Genomic DNA, 18,924 nt, shown 5'->3' with positions numbered 1-18,924 from the left:
ATGGAAAAAACTATTGAAATTGGCACGACTAAAATCAGGTTGGCTTCTAATGCAGCTACTCCTTTACGGTATAAAATGCAGTTTGGGAGCGATTTTTTTGCTGATTTATTAACTTTGGCAAAAGCATTAGACAATCAAAATGAGGATGGGGAGTTTGAATTAACGAATATCTCATATGATGATTTAAAACGAGTTGAGTTAACTTTGTTGTATAATTTTGTATGGACATTTGCCAAAGCAGCAGATTCAAGTATTCCAGATCCAATTACTTGGTTAGAAAGTTTAGATTCTTTACCTTTGTCAGATTTTGCCAATGAACTCCAAGAATTAATTTCACATAGTATTCAATCAAAAAAAAAGTAAATGATGAAATGGCTTCTAGTGATGAAGTACTCACCACGGAGTCATTTCTTTTTATATGTAAACAAGTAGGATTATCTAACGAAGAAATGCAATTAATGGAAATAGGTGCATGTTTAGATTTTGTTCAAGAATGGATAGATAATCATCAGGAAAAATCAGAACCAAAAATTAAAACAAGAAAAGCAACTCAGGCAGATTTTGATGCATTTTAGAAAGGAGGAGAATTTATGGCGAAGAAAAAAATCTCAGGTATTACAATTGCGCTTGATGCGGATACAAAAGGCGTTACAAGTGGTTTAAAGGATATTGTTGATCAATCGGTGAATGTATCAAAGGAATTAAAAGATGTCGAACGGCTTTTAAAGTTAAACCCGAATAATGTAGAATTATTATCGCAAAAACAAGAATTGCTTTCTCGGCAAATTGAATTGACCACGAATAAGCTAGATGCTTTGAAAGGCGCTCAAGCAGATGTTGAACGGCAATTTAAATCTGGAGAAATTGGCGAAGAGCAGTATCGGAAGTTTAAACGAGAAATCGAGGCAACTGAAGGGGCTTTAAATGGGTATAAAGGCCAATTATCAAGTATGAAAGTGGAACAAGAAAAATTAGCTCAAAATACCCAACGCTTATCTACATTTTTTGAAGCTACAGGAACGGATATAAACGATTTTTCTGATGTTTTAGGTACTCGTTTAGTAGCCGCAATTAAAGAGGGAAAAGCCAATTCTTCTCAACTAGAAAATGCATTAAATAAAATCGGTAGAGCTGCGTTAGGTCAAACTGCAGATATTAACAAAATGAAGCAAACGCTTGATTCCATTGACGATGGGAACTCTGTGCAAAAAATTTCTTCTGATTTGAACGGTTTAAAAAGTGATGCAAATAAAGCAGATGATGCTTTAGATAAAATTGGTGATACTTTAGAAGAAATCGATGACAAAATAGGTAAAGGAAATTTGTTAGATGCAGGAGAAGCTTTAAGCGGTATGTCTGATAAAGCCAAAGATATGGCTGGAAAAACAATTGAAGCTTTTACAGAAGTAGAAGATGCTCAAAAGAAATTAAACGCTTCTATGGGTGTAGCAGGCACGGCATCTGCTAAAAAATACGAACAAGCATTAACAGATGTTTTTCGTAGTGGCTTATTTGAGGATATGTCAGAAGCAGCAGATGCTGTTGCTTTAGTGTCTAAAAATCTTGGGGATATGAGCAATCAAGATTTAAGTCAGTTAGTTCAAGATGCCAAAGTGTTAGAAAATACTTTTGAAGTAGATTTAAAAGAAACAATTCGTGGTGTTGCAGCAATGCAAGAAAACTATGGAATTACTGGAAAGCATGCCTTAGACATGATTACAGTAGCACTTCAAAGAAATGGAAGTACATGGGCAGATGAAGTTGGCGATAATATGGCAGAGTATTCTCAATTATGGGCTCAAATGGGCTTCACTGCTTCTGAAACTTTCCAAATTTTAGAAAATGGTACTCGAAATGGAGCATACAACTTAGATAAAGTAAATGATGTTGTTAAGGAAATAGGAATTTCTTTAACAGATGGGAGAATTGAAGAAAATATTGATTCATTCTCTCAAAAATCAAAAGAATTGTTTGAATCATTTAAAAATGGTGGAGCTTCTCAAGCAGAAGTTATCCAGTCACTTCTTACTGATTTAGGTGAGATGGAGAATAAAACTGAGGCACTATCTTTAGCTTCCACTGTCTGGAGTGCTCTAGGAGAAGATAATAGTTTAAAAGTATTAACTTCTCTAATGAGTGTTAAAGGTGGTTATGAGGATGTTCAAGGAGCAGCAGATAAATTAAATGAAGATACGACAACGACTAGTCAAAAAATGCAAGGTGCATGGAATGATTTAAAGCTAGCATTAGTACCAATAGGAGAAGAGTTAGCTCTTGCATTGCAACCATTATTATTAGGATTAACAGAAATTCTTAAAAGCTTTCAAAATTTACCAGGGCCAGTTAAAACTTTTATAGCGGCTTTTTTAGGTGTAGGAACAATAGTAGGAATTTTAGCTGGAGTTGCAGGTGCATTAACTGCTTTAGTAGGAATATTAGGCGGACCAGTCACTTTAGCACTTATTGCTGTAACAGGAATTATTGCAGGAGTAATTGCTGTGATAAAAAATTGGGGTTCAATAACAGAATGGTTCTCAAAACAATGGGATAGGCTACAGAAATGGTGGACTGAATTTTGGGCACGTTTTTCAGACCCTGCTGATTCGGCATTTAAAATCTTATCTTCTTCAGTTAAGACAGTTACTAGCTTTTTATTTGGTTCTTTCGAGGACAAAGTAAATGCTGTAAAAAATATTTTTAAATCTTTAAGGTTAAAATTTCCAAAAATTGAACTACCACCAATGCCTCATTTTGATTTGAAATGGAGTTCGAAAAAGATATTTGGTAAAAATATTTCTTATCCATCAGGTATTGATGTGAAATGGTTTGCTGATGGAGGGATTTTAACTAAGCCAACAATCTTTGGCGCTTCTGGAAATAAGTTGTTAGGTGGCGGTGAAGCTGGAAAAGAAGCTGTCGCACCGTTAGATAAGTTAATGGGCTATATCCAAACAGCGGTAGATAAAAGTTTATCTAAACAACAAGCAAGTGATGAAATTCATTTACATTTAACAGCTTACGGGAATTTACCAAAAGAGACATTGGATCAAATTGCAGAATATTTGACCTATAAATTTGTTGATTTAAAAAATAAAGAAGTATTTGGTGGGTGATAATATGTTAGATGGTTGGTTTAAATTAGGAAATCATTGGAGCAAAGAGTTTAATGCATTTATTACTGAAAGACCAAAAAAGAAAAAAGCAAAAAGAGTGTTTACTCTTGAAGAAGTTTCAGGATTAAATAAACTAGCTGTCAATGATGGTGGTTACTATACCAATGTAGAACAAACCTTGGAGTGTTTTTATTTATCACCTACTATGGATCGTATTCAGCATTATGAAGATTTAATCACTGAAGCACTAGATACCAAAGGCGAGTATGTAGATTTTGTAGCTTATTGGGACCCTAGTTATATTTACCAAGCAATTGTAATAAATGAACCTAATTTTGAAGGGACTTCTCAGACATTAAGAGGAGTTCCTTTTTCGTTTGATTTGAGTATTGCTCCATTTAAGAAAAATGTTTTTGGTATGCATCCAATTTATCTTGATAAGCAAGGTTCTATTTTTAATCCAGAACGTTATATTTCTTATCCTAAGATTAAAATATATGGTTCTGGCAATATAACTATTTCAATTAACGGAAGAGAAACAAAATTTTCTAACGTTACATCAGATATTATTATCGATTCTGATCCTGATGTAATGGAAACGTACCGAGAAGTAGATGGAATCTTAGTAAATGAACATAAAAAGTTATTGAGCAATCAAACGTATCCGTATTTAGATGCAGGAGAAAACCATATTACTTGGAGTAGTAATGTAAAAAAGATTAGTTTAGAACCGAGGTGGCAAACAAAGATATGAAGCCTATTTTATATAGTCCAACAGATACCGATTTTGAAGCAGGAGGAATTGGCGTTCTTGTTGATTGTAAAAAGTGCTTGGTGACAGAAGAAGGAAATGGAGCTTATACTGCTGAATTAGCTTTTCCAATTAATGCTAAGTATTCAGAGCAATTAGAAGATCATAATTATCAAATAAAATGTAAGCCTAATGCAGAAGATAGTTACCATATTTTTTATATCTATAATCATTACAAAGATATGGCTACAGGTGTTTTATATGTTTATGCAAAATCTCGAACAATGAAATTAGGAAATCGTGCGGTTAAAAAATTAACGTTTGAACGAGCCACATGTGAAGAAGCAATGGAACATTTAGAAAAAGCAATGGACCAACAAAGTGATATTCGATTATTTAGTGATATTACTCGTGTTGGCTCTACAAATATTGAAGTGACAAATCCTTTGCAGTGCATAAAAGGGATAGATGGTTCTTTCAACCAAATTTATGGCGGTGAAATGAAACATGAACCATTCAAACTTTCTTTATTGAATAGACGAGGAAAAGACCATGTTACAACATTTAGATATAGAAAAAATCTGTCAGGATTAAAAGTAGATATTAATTTTGATGGTTTATTAACAAGAGTTTTTCCATATGCAGATGTTCAGAATAACGAAGGGCAAACCGAAAGAATATACGGGAATAAAGTGGATTCTCCCTATATTAATCATTATGATGGAGAGATTTATTCAGAATATGTGCAATTTACAGAAGAACAAGGAGTTACGAATCAAACTAGTTTAAACAACGTTGCAAAAAAATATTTCTCTTCACTAAATCCTAATTGTGACAAACCTAAAGTATCCATTGAATTAAATATAAGAAAAATGGAAGATTCAGCTTTAGCAAAACGATTTAAATCGTTTCGAACAATTGGTTTATTTGATACGTTTGATGTTTTCCATGAAAGATATAATATAAAAATCACTGCACAAGTAACAAAAATTGTTTATGATTCTTTAGCTGAAAGAGTAGAATCCTTAGAAGCAGGAGATACAAAATATACGTTTTTTGAGAAACAAAAGCAAGAAATTGCTGAAACATTAAAAGGTTATACAGGTAAACAATATGCAAGTAATTTTATTGATGTTGTGACAAATATTATTTCAGGAAATGATGGTGGTCACGTGATTTGGTGGCCAAAAAACAGACCTACAGATTTATTTTTCTGTGATAATGCTAAATTAGAAAAAGCAAAATTAGTACTAAGAATTAATAAAAGTGGCATAGGTTTTTCTTCTAAAGGCTGGCAAGGTCCATTTTCTACAGCATGGACTTTAGATGGTAAGTTTAATGCGAACTTTATTAAAACAGGAATTATCGATGCAAATGTATTTCAGAACTCTTTTAACAAAACAGGCGATGTATTGAGATTAGTAAATGGTTTGTTAGAAATCAGAAATAACAGTAAAAAAATTATGCAGTTAACCAAAAAAGGAATGGAGTTTTGGAATGGGGCTAATCACGTTGGTTCAATGGGAACAAAGGGAAATCCTTTTCCTGATTTAAGAGATGAAAACGGAAATCCAGTTATAAAAGATGGTAACTCACTTCTCATAACTGGTGATGATCCAAAGACCAACGTTATTGGTTTTTCTAATAAAAAAGGTACTGGAATAGCTATTGCAGGGGGACAGCAATTTCATTTGGGAAATGATTTTTATTTTATTGGAATAGATGGTCAGGATAGTACGATTCACGCTAAAAAGTTATTTTTAAATGGCAAAGAAGTTATACCTGGTCAAAATGGTGGTGGTGGTTCTGGAGCTGGTACAGGTGGTTATCCATCAGAAGTTACAAGCGATGCAGATAAATTTGCTTGGGACTTATGGAGTTACCTATTAGCTAACGGATACAGCAAAGCAGCTGCTGCAGGTATCCTTGGAAATGTACAAGGAGAAGTTGGTCCAAGTATGAACCCAGATACCGAACAAATAGGCGGTCCAGCTTACGGATGGGTTCAATGGGACGGTTCAGCATATCCATTGGTAGGCGCACCAACTTGGAATGGCCGAGAATATGTACAACGCTTAATCGCAGCTGCAGGTATCAAACAAGACTATAGGACGTCATTAGCCCAAGCTCAATTAATTAATTGGTGTATGTTCAATGGGCAATGGTTAGGACAAGTAAGTCCATTAACAGTTGATGAATTTAAAGTTGTCAGCTCGCCTAAAACAGCTGCTTATGCGTTTGAATTAAACTTTGAACGTCCAGCTGCAGCACATCCAGAAAGACAAACCTATGCACAAGTATGGTATGACAAATTCAAAGATTTGAAAGCTTCTACTGCAACAGGAAAAGCTGGCATAGAACATTTGGAGACCTTAATGGGCAAATGGCTTGGTAATGGGCAATGTTATGCCGTTCCAGCCGAATATTCTGGTTTTATGGGCGGCTGTGGTTTAGGTGCAGGAACAATTTATGGCTTTTCACATGTAATTGGTGATACATCATCTGCTGCAGATATTGGTGAAGCATATGATTGGAATGCGGTAGGTTGGCGAGTAATCCAAAATCCAACGTATCAAGATTTAGTGGTAGGAGCAATCGTCAATATTAGACGAGGTGGCCAATGGGGAACAGGTTGGACAGTAGACCCAACATATGGTCACACGGGCGTGATTTACGGCTTAAATAACGGACGTATCCAAACCATAGAACAGAACGCCGAGCAAGGGCAAATTGTCGCAAAATATGACCGATTATATTTTGCTAATTCTATTCAATCGATTGTTATTCCACCAAAATAACGAAAGGAGGATTTTTCAATGGTTAAATGGCAAGCAACGCTAAGTACAACTGAACCTTACAATTACATTGGGATTCAGAATGTACGACAAGGAAATCGAAACACAGAAGTCTTAGAAGCCATACTAGTTGAAAATGCTTGGCCACTTGATTTAACAGGTTGCGAAGTTTTTTTTGAATCGGTTATTGATAATAAATATCCGATTCAACGTTCAGCAAAAATTGTGAATGCCAAAAAAGGGATTATTCAGTATACCTTTGATGAATATTCTATGCAGTCGTTACACAGACAAGAAGCATATTTCAGTATTCATAAAGGTGATAACCTGATTGGTGCAACGCAAAACTTTTCTTACTTTGTGGTGAATGCTGCTTCGAAAACAGAAGGTGAAATGGGTTCTTATTGGCAGTCCATTGAAGATTTAATCGCGGACATGACCGCTTTTATCAACGAAAATAAGGGCGATTTTACTGATTGGATGAATGCTAGAAAAGAAGAGTTCGAAGCGTGGCGAGATACGCAAAAAACAGATTTCACTTCATGGTTCGAATCAATCAAAGATATTTTAAAAACTGTTGATCCAGGCGGAACAATGTTAGCAGAACTAATGGATGCACGTGTAGACATTCAAGGAGTGCGCCATAATTCAATTTCTGAACGTTTATTAGCAGATATGGAATATTTGTATCAGAAATTAGAGAAACGCTTATATACGTTAGAATATGGCGAAATAAGTGACTTGATTATTTTACAAGATGATGCTTTTTCACTGAATCATGAAACAGAAATTGTTGGAACAGTTGATTATCCTGCGATAGATGGGGCATTGGTTATCGCAACAGTTGATGAAACAAAACAGAATGCTTATGTGTTTGAAAAAGTGGGTGAAATAAGTGGTTAAAGCAAAACGAATGATGGAAACCGATGAAAATGGCGTGGAACGTCAGTTTTATCCTATTACACATGCATCCGCTGTTCGAGGATTAGAAAAAATTACTGCGGGTCAATCAAAAGTATTATCTGTTAATGGATATACTGGGGCAGTAATTATTACTAAAGCAGATTTAGGCTTAGAAAATGCACTGACAGAACTTCCTTACGCAACAGAAGAAACAGACGGTATTATCACTTCTGAAATGTTTCAACGGTTGTCAAATGGCGAGGGAGGCGTGTATATTCTTCCAATCGCTACTACAGACGAATTGGGCGGAATAAAGGTTGGCCAACTGTTAGAAATTGCAGAAGACGGAACGTTGTCTGCGGTAAAACAAACAGATCAAAATTTCACCACTGAACTAAAATCGAAACTGGAAGAGTTGAAAGGTTATACTGCTGGAGCGAATATCTCTATTTCAGAAGATGGTGTTATTTCAGCAACTGGTGGTGGTGATGGCGGCGGAGTGAATCAACAATATGTTGACCAAAAAGTCCAAGAAGCCATTGACAGAATACCTGATATTACGTTTGAGAAAGTAGGCGAAGTACAATGACAGACATTGTTAAAGTAAAACAAGGAGGAATACCGGTATTTCCTCAAACACATTGGAATGCTGTGGAAGGGAAACCAGAAGTATTAAAAGGTGAAAAGGGAGACCCAGGTCCACAAGGTCCAAAAGGAGATAAAGGAGACATTGGTCCGCAAGGTCCAGCAGGGCAAAATGCAACAACAACAGACGTTGCAACCTCAATAAAAAATGGCTTGATGTCTAAAGAAGATAAAACAAAACTAGATGGATTGCCAGCAATTACGTTTGAAAAGGTAGGGGAAGTGTAATGACAACAGATATTGTTCAATTAAAAGAAAAAGGAAAACCAGTCTATCTTAAAACACATACTGCCGCAATTGATGGGCTTGAATCGTATGTAACTAAAGCAGATACGGATAAAATGTATCAAAAAATTACAAAAAAAGAGCCATTATGGACGGGCGGATGGTATGGCGCGGCAGCAGGAAACGGACAAGTACCTTCTAAGCCGCTTTCGCAGTGTCAAAATGGTTGGATTTTACAATGGCAAGAATATACAAAAGAAGGAACTTTGAACGGCGCATGTTATCACTTTTTCGTTATTCCTAAACAGCATGCACAGAATCCAGGTTCCAAAGGTGTTATTTTTCTTTTGCATGGTTACTACACTAATTTAGTTCGGAAGTATTTATATATCACTGATACTAAAATTACTGGTAATGACATGAATGCATCATCTAGTGATACAGCAGGGTCTGGTAGTAAAATGTTTGCTTTAAGCGCAGTTTATGAATGGTAGGAGGAAAGAGAACATGAAAATTTGGATTGATGATATTCAAGGTTATTTAGACGGATATTCCACAATGGAACAACCGAATAAAATTGAACTTGAAGTAGAAAAAGAACCAACAGATTTCTTTAATTATCGCTGGGACGGAACAAGCTTAATATACGATCCTGACAATGTGCCAGAACCAGAGCCAACGCCACCTACGGATATTGAGCTATTACAAGCCGAGAATAAAGAATTGAAAAAACAAGTGTCTGAATTAACGGATTCAGTGTTGTTCTTATCTGAACAAGTGTTAGGAGGGGCTGAATAATGGAGGGACTTTGTCAAATTTGGGCAAAAGCAATTACACAAAAAACAAAGAAATTAACTGATTGTCCGAAAGTGTTAGTTAAACGAGTGAAAGAAATCTTAAATGAGCAAGAAGCGGCTGAATAGCTTCTTGTTTTTCTTTTTTCGGAAAGGAGGGAATTTTGTGACGCATAATAAAATTGGTCAATTAAAGGTGCGGACTTCTGTAGCGAATCATCATGACATAGAAACAAATTATATTTTTTATAGCTATGATAAAGGTTCAGCTGCTTTCGATTTTCGTTTGAAAAATCAAAAAAATGAAGCGTTGGATTTAACCAATGTTACTGTAAAACTTTTATTTACAGGCATACAAGATGGCAAAGAACGAAAATTTACTTACTTAGACAGTCAACCAATTATAGAAAATCCAGAAGAAGGAAGAATCCTTTATCCTTTATCAGATAAGCTTTTAAACTATGAAGGAGAAATCAAAGGATACTTGTATTTAGACTTTGAAGATGGCTCGCATAGTGATGAATTGTCCTTTACTTTCACGGTCGTACGCTCAAAAATTGATAGCGATATGGAAGAAATTAGCGAGGTTTACATTAAAGATTTTGAACAAATCAAGCAAGAAATTTTTGAGTTAGCGGAACGAGAAAAAGAAGCAATCGAAGCGTTAAGACCAAAATTAGAATCGAGTATTTCTCAGTTAAATAAACAAGTAGAAGAACTAGACCAAAAAGTAGAAGTTAATCAAATAGAAGTTTCGAAATTATTGCAATTGATTGGAGATAATGAAGTAATTACTCGAAATGAACTGGCTAACATATTTCTAAAAGGATACTTTGATTTGGAAAAAGAATTAACTTTTGAAGGTAAAATTGTGGGAAGTTTAGTAGAAAATCCTAATATCTCCTCTTCTGTAGTATACATTGACTATGAAAAAGGCCAGTTGCCAACTCCAGAAACGCTTTTGAGTGAACAAGGAGTATCAGGCTATCGTGCATTAAATGGTGAAAAAACGGAGTCATCTAGCAAATCAAGTACTTCTTCAATGTATCTACCTTGTTTACGTATACAATGGAATTTTGTGGAAGAGATGAAACGTTGGTTAGGAGAAGAATATTTTAAAAATTTACGAGGTATTGATTTAGAAAAACAAATTGAAATTCTTGAGAAAAATCTCATTGATATTACACCGTCTACTTACGGTTGGGCACGTCATAGTGATACACCAAATGATTGGTCTGGAGGTGATGGAGGATTAAGTAGTTTATGGTACAACAATAAAGATAGTCAATGGATAGAATTTGCTAGGAATAATGAAAGGGATGTGTTCAAAGCTATGTCAAATACTGTTCTTAAAAAGAATAACTATCAATTTTTAGATAAGTATGGTCGAGTTTCAATTTTAATGAGGGGGGAAAAAGGATATTCAACCTCATTATATTATGGAAAAACATCAGTGAAGTTTACTTATAGGATTTATTTGTCCGATCTTATTTATTACAAACGAGATCCTATAATTGATCGAATGCAAATGCAGATTCAAGAATTATGGAGTGAAGTGTTTGGAGGAAAAGAAGCGAAAAAAATTCTCACTGAATAGAAAGAAGGTGAGAAGGTGTGAAAGGAATCGATCAGATTTTTGCGAAGCTAGTCACAATCGATGGGCTTATTTTTTTACCTTTAACGGTGATTTTGGTTGGAGTAATCCTTTTTTCAGCGTGGCGGTCAAATGGTTATTATCGAACGGAATTGAAAGAAGAACGAGAAAATGCAAAACAAGACCGACGAGAGTTTTTAGCCACGTTGAGCGAGATTAAAAACGAATTGATCAATACACGTTCAGATGTAAAACGGATTGATGACAAAGTGAATGAGATAGAAAGAGAAGTACGAAAATAATTTCGTGCTTCTTTTTAGGAGGTGATCTTATGCAAAATTTTTCTACAGAAATGTTATTAGCGATGTTTGGCATATTTGTTGTAGGAAAAGTGTTTAAAGAAATCCCAAAGTTTCCTAACTGGTGTATCCCGCTAACGTTAACATGTTTTAGCTGTTTATTTACACCGTTGTTATTCGGAGGCTATAGTCCTTACAACTTTTTTGTAGCTCTTGTTGCAGTAGGAATTACGGTATACGGTGACCAATTATGGAAACAAACCATTTATGGTATCAAAAAATCAGGAGAAGAAGGAGGTCAAACAAATGGTTAAAAAAAGCGATGTCGTAAACTATGTAAATAGTTTAATCGGCAAACAAGTAGATATGGACGGCGTATATGGCTCGCAATGTATGGATTTGACCGTCCACGTGATGAATAAGTTTTTTCATTGGTGGCCAACAGGAAATGCAATTGCGTTAACGACCCAAGCAATTCCAGCTGGATTTCAACGGTTACGCGTGTATCAAGCAACAGACATTCAAGCAGGAGATGTGATGATTTGGGGCTTAGGTGCTTATGCGCAATATGGGCATACTGCAATTGCAGTAGAAAACGGACGGCCAGATGGTACATTTGTGAGTGTAGATCAAAACTGGGTCAATGCTAGTTTGGAGGTAGGAAGTTCCGCTCAACCAGTAAAACACACAATGGACGGTGTTTGGGGTGTTATTCGACCAAATTACGAAGCTCCACAACAAGTAGTTAATCAAACAATACAAAGACCACAAAATACAATAAAAGGGAGAGAAGCAACGATGTTTTGTTTATATCAACGACCAATTAATAGTAAAACAGGAAAATTAGAAGATAACGGTGATCACTGGGCTACCTTCTTTTGCAATGGAGTGAACTGTAGACGATTGTATCATCCAGACGAAGCAGAAGTAATAAAAACAGTATACAGAGAGAACAACGGAAAAGAAATACCGTTCTTTGGTAAAGATAAATGGCCTAAAAACGCACCATGGTACAAACGCTTAGAGACTGTTTGTCCAGTTGTTTAATAGCTTGAAATTTAGAATAAAATTATGTAAAATTTAGTTAGGCTTTCAAGTGAGGTTTACTCCCTCCTAACAAATCCATTGAAAAAACAGGTATCCTTTTAGATGTCTGTTTTTGTACATAAAGGTATTGAAATTTAAAAATATTTGATTTAAAATATAATTACCTTTTGACATTTCCATATTTGACTTTCTTTTATGAGAGTAAAAGAAGGGTGCATCTATCTTTTTCCGAGTCCTAAGATAGGTGCATTTTTTTGTTGAAATAAAAAAAAGAAAGCGGTAAAATATGTTTACCAAACTTTTTGTTTTATTACTACTTATTGTCGCCTTTCCCAAACGAGGCGGCATCTTTTTACATAAAAATTATTGAACTCAAAAAACAGATATTGTAAAATATTGATACATATTAAAACTCTTATTTTTTCATACAGACCGCCTTTTCCCGATAAGGTGGTCGCCTTTTGATTTATAAGTATAATTAGCTGCTAATTCAATTATTTAATTGGAAAATTTGATAATTAATTTTATTCTATTATTAAATGAAAGGTGAATGATTATTTTGAAAAAGGTTTTATTAGTAGTTGGTTTGGCAACATTTTTATTTATGGGATGTGGACAGAAAAAGGTTGAATTAGAGAAAAGTAGTTCATCAGATGCTGTAACATTGGAAAGCGAACAGCAGGAGTTTGATTCGTCAGAATCAAGTGATAAATTATCTAGCAGTACGACGTTCAGCGAGGAAAATAGTAGTACATCAATGAGTTCAGTGGAAGATTCATCTGTGAATGTTACTTCCGAAGAATCTTTGGATACTGATGCTATTACTAAAGGAGATTTTAGTTCATTAGTAGGGACATGGGAAAATAGCGAAGGTAAACGATTGGAAATTAAGAGTGATGGGACTGTTAATGAAAATATGAAAGTAGAAATTGATACAATAGGTCAATCAGATACTAGTATTCCAACCGTATCAGTACAACCCAAAGAACCTGCTGCTGGTGGTTTTCTTTTATTCCTATTTGAAAAAGATGTAGAAAATCCTAAAGGAGACAATTCAGATGTATCAAAAGACAGAATTGTTGGGTCTCAAAATAGTATAGGACCTTTTCAATCTGAGGCATACTATTATCGAGTATCTGCATGAATTTGAGTAACCTTTTCCTAGGTTGCCATTTTTTGTTATTTAATTAAATTTAATATAGTTTTCAATCGGCTTTTGTTGAACTATATATTCGTATTTTAAGTTGTTTTGTTCTGTTTTGTATGTTTGTATGCTGTGTTTTTTATTATTTGTATGCTATATTTTTATTGCATACAGAGTAATTAGATGTTATATTGTTTATGAGAAAAAGTGACGTCACTTTCTGACTCAATTGAAGAAATATTTTAGAATAAAATTTTTCTTCAATTGAGTTGGTTTAGTATTATTCTATGTGGGCGTTATTTTATTTTTGTGTGGATAATTGAATGGAGGTAAGCTGTTATGGCTACTAAAAGTTTTCAATCTGATTTTAAATTTAATGCTAAGTCAAGTATTAAATTACTTGATGCTATTGAAAAATCAAGAAGAGTTGATCATAATATTAATCAAAGTGTAAAAACTGTGAGAGACAGTAACAAAATTAATGATATTATGAAATCTTTTCTTGGAAAGTAGGAAGCTTTAATGGCATTAACAGTGTTACCTTTATTAGATTTGATTAATTCAGATAATACTGAAGAGGAGATTAAAAATCTCCTTTTTTCTTTTGAATGTAAATCTTTATCTTTTGGTGCCAGTGATGTTGAATATTTTTTACATAATAAAGCTGTAAATTTTGAAACAATGGATATGGCTCGTACCTATTTGGTATTAAGCACCTATCAAAGTAAATTTTATTTAGCTGGATATTTTTCAATATCTAATAAGCCTTTAGTGATTCCTAAAAAACAATTTAATAGTAAAAAAATAAGTAATTCTCAACGGAAAAGATTAATGGGATTTGGGCATCGAACAGATATGAAAAATTATGAATGTAAAGGTTATTTATTAGGGCAATTGGGAAAAAATTATAGTGAAATAGCGAAAAAAGCTAATCAAATTTCAGGAAATGATTTACTTGCTTTAGCATATGAAAAAGTAAAAGAAGCGCATTCATTAGTGGGAGGAAGAGTACTACATTTAGAATGTGAAAACAACGAAAAAATAAAGACCTTTTATTCGGAAAATGGTTTTGTACAATTAGAAGATTATGAGTCTCCCAATAATTATTGTTTATTTGTAAAGCAAATCAGTGATTTATAATTAATGTTACTTAGAAATAATTGTATAAAGTGCTCAATTAATATATTGAACACTTTTATTTTTGTATTGGACCATTAGCTCAGCTGGTTAGAGCAAACGGCTCATAACCGTTCGGTCGATGGTTCGAATCCATCATGGTCCATAAAACTAAAATTACACTTGGCATGAGTAATAGTATAGAGCATTCTTGTATAGAAGGGCGGTGAATTGAATGGAAAATAAAGTACAAAAAGGATTATCCATGGCTATAAAAGGATACAGCAATTTTTTATATGGATTTATTAAAGTTATTTCTATTCATAGTAATTATATCTTAGATAATGTAGTAAGATCGGTTTCAACTAGTATGGGAACCAAATCAGATAAAAAAAATATACAATCAGATTATAGAAAAATTGGAAATGATATAAGGAAAGCGATTGGAGAATATGAGAGAACGAAATCATAATTTATCTGAAGATGTTGTAGAAGAGGTTGGAGAAATACTTGATAAAGTTGATAGACTGGGTCCAAAGCAAAAGGAGCAAGCTATGTTAACTTTGGAAATGCACTATGGACCTATACCTCATCCAGAGATATTAAAAAAATATGAAGAGCTAGACAAGGGTGCTGCAAAATTAATAATTGAAAATGGAGTGCAAGAGTCGGTTCATAGGCGAGAGATGGAAAAATCTCGTTTAGAAAATTCAGATCGTAATAAAAAAAGAGGTCAATATTTAGGTTTTCTGATAGGCGTGATAGTTATTTCAGGAGGCGTTTGGCTTATAAATGGAGGTCACGCAATTACAGGAACGCTATTATCTGGAACTTCTTTATTAGGTTTAGTAGGTTCGTTTACCAACGATGACTCGTCTAATCAATCTAAAGAAGATTCTAAAGAAGATTCTAAAGAAAAAAAGAAAGAAGATGAATAATAATCTCTGGTAATTGATTTTGACGATTAAGCTATTAAAAAAATAAAAACTATTCCTTTTAAGGAATAGTTTTTTGTATTTTCCGCACACACATTTTCACCACAACTAGTTGGCTTTTTTGATTATACCTACCATAAACAGCAAGCTCTGTGCCATCAGGTAACATAAGCAATTCATCTGCCAATTCTTTTTTAGAAATAATGCAGTTGATAGTCTCTTTTTGAGTTTGTAAAGAAAAGCGGACTAACATTTCTGGATAAGTAGTTAATACCTTGATTTTATGAATTGTTCCTACATAATTTGGTTTCATAGAAATCAACTCCTTGCTAGCAGTTAACTATATTATATTAAGATTATTTTTATTCGTCTAGGTATGAAATTGAATACCATTTGAATACCAAAATTAGAATAAAAACCACACAAGAAAGAATAGACTTAGTTTTAAAATGCTGATAAATAAAGGTTTAGAATGGAACGGAATGCTTAAGAATAAAGAAATATATTTCTTGTTAAAATACTAAAACACTGTGAACTTCAATCTTATGCGGTTTATAAATTAAAAATAATAGTTAACAGTTAATAATAGCTTAATATTTTGCTTTAGGAAGACTTGTTTACCTTAATGTAAGCAAGTCTTTTTATAAAGTTTTGCTTATAGTACTAGAATCAATAGTCACCAACATTATCTTGAACGGTTTATTATATAAAAATACCGACCAAGTTTCTCTGGTCGGTATTCTGTCTAATTTTTAAGTCTCACTACAGATAGCCAATCCTTACTTGTATAATATTACTGTATGGAAACCTTCCATAGATCCTGACAGACCTTGATTTTGTAGTGAATCAATTTTTATATCAACAATTTCATAACCATCTAACTGCATAGAAGATATTATTTCATCAATTTGCGTAGTGTATTTGTCCTCACAGCCAAAATTTTGATTAATCCATTTACTAAAACTATTTACCATAACTAGATGAGTTAAACCATCTTTAGGTTTTAAAAATTTTTTTATTTCTTTTTGATAAATAGATTCTGCAGCACTTTTTTGTCCTTTTGTAAACATTCCCACTCTATTTCACCACCTTTCCAGTAAAATTATTATTGCTAATATATTTATTGCTTCAAGCTTTTTGTAAATGTCCAAAGTGTTAATCACTAATAAAGTTAGACTATTATTCCTCTCTATGGTGATTCATTAAGGAAAAGTATTGGTTAAAGCATATAGACGTTAAAGATAGTATATCAATGTTCACAAAAGTCTACAATAAAAATTCAAATTTGTTATAGACTATATTAGAAAAGTAATGGGTGGGTACTGTTGTATCAACAATAAGGAGGACTGTAAGAAAAGTCCTTTGTTATGATAGTATTGAAATAAAAAGCTGAAAATCAAAAGGACAAATGTTACAAAAAACTCTTTTTTACTATTGGGCATATTCAATTACAGATAACTTGTGCTATGCTAGAATAAAAAGTGCAGTCGCTATAAGGAGTAGGTTATGAAATCAATTGTCGAAAAGTTAAACTTAACGAAGTATCAGCACCCAGTTATTTTAAATAGACCACAGGCAGAGTATCTATCTGAATTTGTTTCAGCCGCGCAGCAATTACCTTCAGAACCAGTTGAGCTGATTTTTGCATTTGTGAAAACGATGGCGGAATTTCAAGAGATTGTTTCAATGGTGATTGAAGGTCAACATTTAGTAGAAAATGGGTTGTTATATGTGGCTTATCCGAAAAAAGGCAATAAAATGTATCCAACCTTTGTCCACCGAGATGAAATTTTTCCAACATTACAAGTAAACGAGGCAGATGGGTATATTAAAGGCTCAACCTTAAAATTTAATCGCATGGTTAGTTTAGATGAGACTTTTACGGTTGTCGGCATGAAGAATGTTCTTAAAAAGCCAGCGAAGAATCAGACCAGTTCTGCTGTTGGGGATTATGTTCAATATTTACCAGAAATTGAAGCGTTGGTACAAACAGAACCAGCTGCTGCAGCGACATTCGCTGCATTAACGCCTGGTTATCAAAAAGAGTGGGCGCGGTATGTATTTAGTGCAAAGCGAGCGGAGACACGGAAAAAGCGGCAAACTGAAATGTTAGTCATTTTAAAAGAAGGCTATAAAACCAAAGCGCTTTATCAGCAAAGGAAGAAATAATGGCGCAGTCAATTGAAACAGTTACAGCATACATCGAAACAGTTGAACCAAACTGGCGAATTGCTTATCAGCAAGTATTAGATGTCGTTTCGCAAAATTTGCCAGCAGGATTTGAATTAACAATGCAATATGGCATGCCAACCTTTGTTGTGCCGCTTTCAGTATTTCCAGAAGGCTATCTTAACCGTGGTGATGAACCGTTACCATTTATCAGCTTAGGCGCTACTAAAAGGCAAGTAGCTTTATATCACATGGGATTAATGGGAAATGAAGCCGTCCGAAGTTGGTTTCAAGAAGCCTATCAGGAACAAGTGTCAACAAAGCTAAACATGGGGAAAAGTTGTCTTCGCTTCACTAATCCTAAGCGAATACCCTATGAACTAATTGGCGAATTAGTAACAAAAATCACGCTTGAAGAATGGCTGCAACAGTATCAATACCACCAAAAGAAAAAGAAGAATTATTAGGAGGAACCACATGTTATTAGGATCACACGTTAGTATGAGTGGCAAGAAAATGCTATTAGGCTCTGCCGAGGAAGCGGCTAGTTATGGCTCAACAACCTTTATGATTTATACAGGTGCGCCACAAAACACGCGCCGGAAACCGATTGAAGAAATGAATATTGAAGCTGGGCAAGCTTTTATGAAGGAACACAATTTAAGTAATATCGTCGTTCATGCCCCGTATATTATTAATTTAGGTAATACAATTAAAACGGAAAATTTCGGTTTTGCCGTAGAATTTTTGCGTCAAGAAATTGAGCGAGCACAAGCGTTGGGAGCAACGCAAATCACGTTACATCCAGGTGCGCATGTTGGTGCAGGTCCAGAAGCCGGCATCAAACAAATTGTTAAAGGTCTAAACGAAGTCTTGTGGAAAGAGCAAATCCCTCAAATCGCTTTAGAAACCATGGCTGGTAAAGGGACCGAAATCGGCCGTACGTTTGATGAACTAGCTGCGATTATTGACGGAGTTACGCTAAATGATAAACTTTCTGTCACTCTGGATACTTGCCACATTAATGATGCAGGTTATAATGTAAAAGATGATTTTGATGGCGTATTAGTTGAATTTGATAAAATTATCGGATTGGATCGTTTAAAAGTTATTCATGTGAATGATTCTAAAAATCCTATGGGCTCACATAAAGATCGTCATGCCAATATTGGCTTTGGCACTATTGGTTTTGAAGCTTTAAACGGTGTGGTTCACCATGAAAAATTAGCTGCTTTACCAAAAATTTTAGAAACACCTTATGTCGGAGAAGACAAAAAAAATAAAAAGGCCCCTTACGGCTTTGAAATTGCGATGTTAAAAAATCAAAAATTTGATCCAGAATTATTAGAAAAAATTCAAGGACAAAACTAAAGCAACAATCGCTCTTAAAGGTC

The 18,924-nt window shown here is 34.3% G+C and carries 25 protein-coding genes and 1 tRNA gene; 24 read left to right on the top strand and 2 right to left on the bottom strand.

Annotated elements, in window-relative coordinates; genetic code table 11:
• The 21 genes from IGJ24_RS07180 (at position 1) to IGJ24_RS07080 (ending at position 15,364) form a co-directional block, all read left to right on the top strand.
• On the top strand, positions 1-363 hold the full coding sequence (locus IGJ24_RS07180; protein WP_010708346.1) for a hypothetical protein: 363 nt from the start codon (positions 1-3) through the stop codon (positions 361-363).
• Between the two features lie 8 nt (positions 364-371).
• Positions 372-575 carry a hypothetical protein gene (locus IGJ24_RS07175; RefSeq protein WP_010708347.1) on the top strand — a complete coding sequence of 68 codons (204 nt, stop codon included), beginning with the start codon at positions 372-374 and terminating at the stop codon, positions 573-575.
• Between the two features lie 15 nt (positions 576-590).
• Complete coding sequence (locus IGJ24_RS07170) at positions 591-3,113, top strand: phage tail tape measure protein (RefSeq protein ID WP_438775377.1); 2,523 nt, start codon at positions 591-593, stop codon at positions 3,111-3,113.
• A gap of 4 nt (positions 3,114-3,117) precedes the next feature.
• Positions 3,118-3,867 (top strand): hypothetical protein, encoded by a 750-nt coding sequence (locus IGJ24_RS07165; protein WP_029660012.1) that lies wholly within the window; start codon positions 3,118-3,120, stop codon positions 3,865-3,867.
• Positions 3,864-6,662 (top strand): phage tail spike protein, encoded by a 2,799-nt coding sequence (locus IGJ24_RS07160; RefSeq protein ID WP_438775376.1) that lies wholly within the window; start codon positions 3,864-3,866, stop codon positions 6,660-6,662. Before IGJ24_RS07165 ends, IGJ24_RS07160 begins: the two co-directional genes overlap by 4 nt.
• An 18-nt stretch (positions 6,663-6,680) precedes the next feature.
• Entirely contained in the window at positions 6,681-7,562 is an 882-nt protein-coding gene (locus IGJ24_RS07155) for a phage baseplate upper protein (protein WP_438775375.1), read from the top strand.
• The gene (locus IGJ24_RS07150) at positions 7,555-8,151 is read left to right on the top strand and encodes a hypothetical protein (RefSeq protein ID WP_438775374.1); all 597 of its coding nucleotides are present in this window, start codon (positions 7,555-7,557) and stop codon (positions 8,149-8,151) included. Before IGJ24_RS07155 ends, IGJ24_RS07150 begins: the two co-directional genes overlap by 8 nt.
• On the top strand, positions 8,148-8,435 hold the full coding sequence (locus tag IGJ24_RS07145; protein ID WP_368568054.1) for a hypothetical protein: 288 nt from the start codon (positions 8,148-8,150) through the stop codon (positions 8,433-8,435). The genes IGJ24_RS07150 and IGJ24_RS07145 overlap by 4 nt, the downstream gene beginning before the upstream one ends.
• Positions 8,435-8,926, top strand: a complete 492-nt coding sequence (locus tag IGJ24_RS07140) for a hypothetical protein (RefSeq protein ID WP_014862403.1) — start codon at positions 8,435-8,437, stop codon at positions 8,924-8,926. The genes IGJ24_RS07145 and IGJ24_RS07140 overlap by 1 nt, the downstream gene beginning before the upstream one ends.
• Positions 8,916-9,230 carry a hypothetical protein gene (locus tag IGJ24_RS07135; RefSeq protein WP_438775373.1) on the top strand — a complete coding sequence of 105 codons (315 nt, stop codon included), beginning with the start codon at positions 8,916-8,918 and terminating at the stop codon, positions 9,228-9,230. Before IGJ24_RS07140 ends, IGJ24_RS07135 begins: the two co-directional genes overlap by 11 nt.
• Positions 9,230-9,355 (top strand): hypothetical protein, encoded by a 126-nt coding sequence (locus tag IGJ24_RS07130; protein ID WP_438775372.1) that lies wholly within the window; start codon positions 9,230-9,232, stop codon positions 9,353-9,355. Before IGJ24_RS07135 ends, IGJ24_RS07130 begins: the two co-directional genes overlap by 1 nt.
• 37 nt (positions 9,356-9,392) lie before the next feature.
• Positions 9,393-10,823, top strand: coding sequence for a BppU family phage baseplate upper protein (locus IGJ24_RS07125; RefSeq protein WP_438775371.1), 1,431 nt, complete (start codon positions 9,393-9,395; stop codon positions 10,821-10,823).
• A gap of 17 nt (positions 10,824-10,840) precedes the next feature.
• On the top strand, positions 10,841-11,122 hold the full coding sequence (locus IGJ24_RS07120) for a hypothetical protein (protein WP_289865833.1): 282 nt from the start codon (positions 10,841-10,843) through the stop codon (positions 11,120-11,122).
• A 29-nt stretch (positions 11,123-11,151) separates the two neighbouring features.
• Positions 11,152-11,433: a phage holin family protein gene (locus IGJ24_RS07115; protein ID WP_289865834.1), complete on the top strand. Its 282-nt coding sequence runs from the start codon at positions 11,152-11,154 to the stop codon at positions 11,431-11,433.
• On the top strand, positions 11,426-12,166 hold the full coding sequence (locus IGJ24_RS07110; RefSeq protein ID WP_438775370.1) for a CHAP domain-containing protein: 741 nt from the start codon (positions 11,426-11,428) through the stop codon (positions 12,164-12,166). Before IGJ24_RS07115 ends, IGJ24_RS07110 begins: the two co-directional genes overlap by 8 nt.
• Before the next feature lie 550 nt (positions 12,167-12,716).
• On the top strand, positions 12,717-13,310 hold the full coding sequence (locus IGJ24_RS07105; protein WP_202530205.1) for a DUF6287 domain-containing protein: 594 nt from the start codon (positions 12,717-12,719) through the stop codon (positions 13,308-13,310).
• Positions 13,311-13,649: 339 nt separating this feature from the next.
• On the top strand, positions 13,650-13,823 hold the full coding sequence (locus IGJ24_RS07100; RefSeq protein WP_202575924.1) for a hypothetical protein: 174 nt from the start codon (positions 13,650-13,652) through the stop codon (positions 13,821-13,823).
• A 9-nt stretch (positions 13,824-13,832) separates the two neighbouring features.
• A complete protein-coding gene (locus IGJ24_RS07095; RefSeq protein ID WP_202575925.1) occupies positions 13,833-14,450 on the top strand; it encodes a GNAT family acetyltransferase in 618 nt (205 codons plus the stop codon).
• 68 nt (positions 14,451-14,518) lie between these two features.
• Positions 14,519-14,592, top strand: a tRNA-Ile gene (locus IGJ24_RS07090).
• Positions 14,593-14,661: 69 nt separating this feature from the next.
• On the top strand, positions 14,662-14,898 hold the full coding sequence (locus IGJ24_RS07085) for a hypothetical protein (RefSeq protein ID WP_202575926.1): 237 nt from the start codon (positions 14,662-14,664) through the stop codon (positions 14,896-14,898).
• A complete protein-coding gene (locus IGJ24_RS07080) occupies positions 14,879-15,364 on the top strand; it encodes a DUF2335 domain-containing protein (RefSeq protein ID WP_202575927.1) in 486 nt (161 codons plus the stop codon). The genes IGJ24_RS07085 and IGJ24_RS07080 overlap by 20 nt, the downstream gene beginning before the upstream one ends.
• Before the next feature lie 58 nt (positions 15,365-15,422).
• Here IGJ24_RS07080 and IGJ24_RS07075 read toward each other — a convergent pair whose 3' ends face one another.
• Together IGJ24_RS07075 and IGJ24_RS07070 are read right to left on the bottom strand one after the other, a co-directional pair.
• A complete protein-coding gene (locus IGJ24_RS07075) occupies positions 15,423-15,674 on the bottom strand; it encodes a hypothetical protein (protein ID WP_202575928.1) in 252 nt (83 codons plus the stop codon).
• Between the two features lie 466 nt (positions 15,675-16,140).
• Positions 16,141-16,431, bottom strand: a complete 291-nt coding sequence (locus IGJ24_RS07070; RefSeq protein WP_002393362.1) for a hypothetical protein — start codon at positions 16,429-16,431, stop codon at positions 16,141-16,143.
• A 436-nt stretch (positions 16,432-16,867) separates the two neighbouring features.
• Between IGJ24_RS07070 and IGJ24_RS07065 the strand changes: the two genes are divergently transcribed.
• Genes IGJ24_RS07065 through IGJ24_RS07055 form a run of 3 tightly spaced genes read left to right on the top strand, consistent with a single transcriptional unit; the run spans position 16,868 to position 18,901 of the window.
• Positions 16,868-17,530, top strand: a complete 663-nt coding sequence (locus tag IGJ24_RS07065) for a YdeI/OmpD-associated family protein (protein ID WP_033592453.1) — start codon at positions 16,868-16,870, stop codon at positions 17,528-17,530.
• Positions 17,530-17,997: a DUF1801 domain-containing protein gene (locus IGJ24_RS07060; RefSeq protein ID WP_289865849.1), complete on the top strand. Its 468-nt coding sequence runs from the start codon at positions 17,530-17,532 to the stop codon at positions 17,995-17,997. Before IGJ24_RS07065 ends, IGJ24_RS07060 begins: the two co-directional genes overlap by 1 nt.
• Positions 17,998-18,007: 10 nt before the next feature.
• The gene (locus tag IGJ24_RS07055) at positions 18,008-18,901 is read left to right on the top strand and encodes a deoxyribonuclease IV (protein WP_289865851.1); all 894 of its coding nucleotides are present in this window, start codon (positions 18,008-18,010) and stop codon (positions 18,899-18,901) included.
• Positions 18,902-18,924 lie beyond the last annotated feature (23 nt).

The organism is Enterococcus sp. DIV0546, from assembly GCF_051712785.1.
In the GTDB taxonomy this organism is placed as follows: Bacteria; Bacillota; Bacilli; order Lactobacillales; family Enterococcaceae; genus Enterococcus; species Enterococcus faecalis.
Note: the sequence above shows the minus strand (reverse complement) of the source record. Positions and strands in the feature narration are given on the sequence as shown.

Bases quoted from the DNA above. Each gene is read 5' to 3' on its own strand.
- IGJ24_RS07110 (WP_438775370.1), top strand. From the start codon at position 11,426: ATGGTTAAAAAAAGCGATGTCGTAAACTATGTAAATAGTTTAATCGGC.
- IGJ24_RS07115 (WP_289865834.1), top strand. From the start codon at position 11,152: ATGCAAAATTTTTCTACAGAAATGTTATTAGCGATGTTTGGCATATTT.
- IGJ24_RS07075 (WP_202575928.1), bottom strand. From the start codon at position 15,674: ATGAAACCAAATTATGTAGGAACAATTCATAAAATCAAGGTATTAACT.
- IGJ24_RS07180 (WP_010708346.1), top strand. From the start codon at position 1: ATGGAAAAAACTATTGAAATTGGCACGACTAAAATCAGGTTGGCTTCT.
- IGJ24_RS07080 (WP_202575927.1), top strand. From the start codon at position 14,879: ATGAGAGAACGAAATCATAATTTATCTGAAGATGTTGTAGAAGAGGTT.
- IGJ24_RS07135 (WP_438775373.1), top strand. From the start codon at position 8,916: ATGAATGGTAGGAGGAAAGAGAACATGAAAATTTGGATTGATGATATT.
- IGJ24_RS07070 (WP_002393362.1), bottom strand. From the start codon at position 16,431: ATGTTTACAAAAGGACAAAAAAGTGCTGCAGAATCTATTTATCAAAAA.
- IGJ24_RS07170 (WP_438775377.1), top strand. From the start codon at position 591: ATGGCGAAGAAAAAAATCTCAGGTATTACAATTGCGCTTGATGCGGAT.
- IGJ24_RS07085 (WP_202575926.1), top strand. From the start codon at position 14,662: ATGGAAAATAAAGTACAAAAAGGATTATCCATGGCTATAAAAGGATAC.
- IGJ24_RS07060 (WP_289865849.1), top strand. From the start codon at position 17,530: ATGGCGCAGTCAATTGAAACAGTTACAGCATACATCGAAACAGTTGAA.
- IGJ24_RS07065 (WP_033592453.1), top strand. From the start codon at position 16,868: ATGAAATCAATTGTCGAAAAGTTAAACTTAACGAAGTATCAGCACCCA.
- IGJ24_RS07105 (WP_202530205.1), top strand. From the start codon at position 12,717: ATGATTATTTTGAAAAAGGTTTTATTAGTAGTTGGTTTGGCAACATTT.
- IGJ24_RS07100 (WP_202575924.1), top strand. From the start codon at position 13,650: ATGGCTACTAAAAGTTTTCAATCTGATTTTAAATTTAATGCTAAGTCA.
- IGJ24_RS07055 (WP_289865851.1), top strand. From the start codon at position 18,008: ATGTTATTAGGATCACACGTTAGTATGAGTGGCAAGAAAATGCTATTA.
- IGJ24_RS07155 (WP_438775375.1), top strand. From the start codon at position 6,681: ATGGTTAAATGGCAAGCAACGCTAAGTACAACTGAACCTTACAATTAC.
- IGJ24_RS07175 (WP_010708347.1), top strand. From the start codon at position 372: ATGGCTTCTAGTGATGAAGTACTCACCACGGAGTCATTTCTTTTTATA.
- IGJ24_RS07160 (WP_438775376.1), top strand. From the start codon at position 3,864: ATGAAGCCTATTTTATATAGTCCAACAGATACCGATTTTGAAGCAGGA.
- IGJ24_RS07165 (WP_029660012.1), top strand. From the start codon at position 3,118: ATGTTAGATGGTTGGTTTAAATTAGGAAATCATTGGAGCAAAGAGTTT.
- IGJ24_RS07095 (WP_202575925.1), top strand. From the start codon at position 13,833: ATGGCATTAACAGTGTTACCTTTATTAGATTTGATTAATTCAGATAAT.
- IGJ24_RS07130 (WP_438775372.1), top strand. From the start codon at position 9,230: ATGGAGGGACTTTGTCAAATTTGGGCAAAAGCAATTACACAAAAAACA.
- IGJ24_RS07140 (WP_014862403.1), top strand. From the start codon at position 8,435: ATGACAACAGATATTGTTCAATTAAAAGAAAAAGGAAAACCAGTCTAT.
- IGJ24_RS07145 (WP_368568054.1), top strand. From the start codon at position 8,148: ATGACAGACATTGTTAAAGTAAAACAAGGAGGAATACCGGTATTTCCT.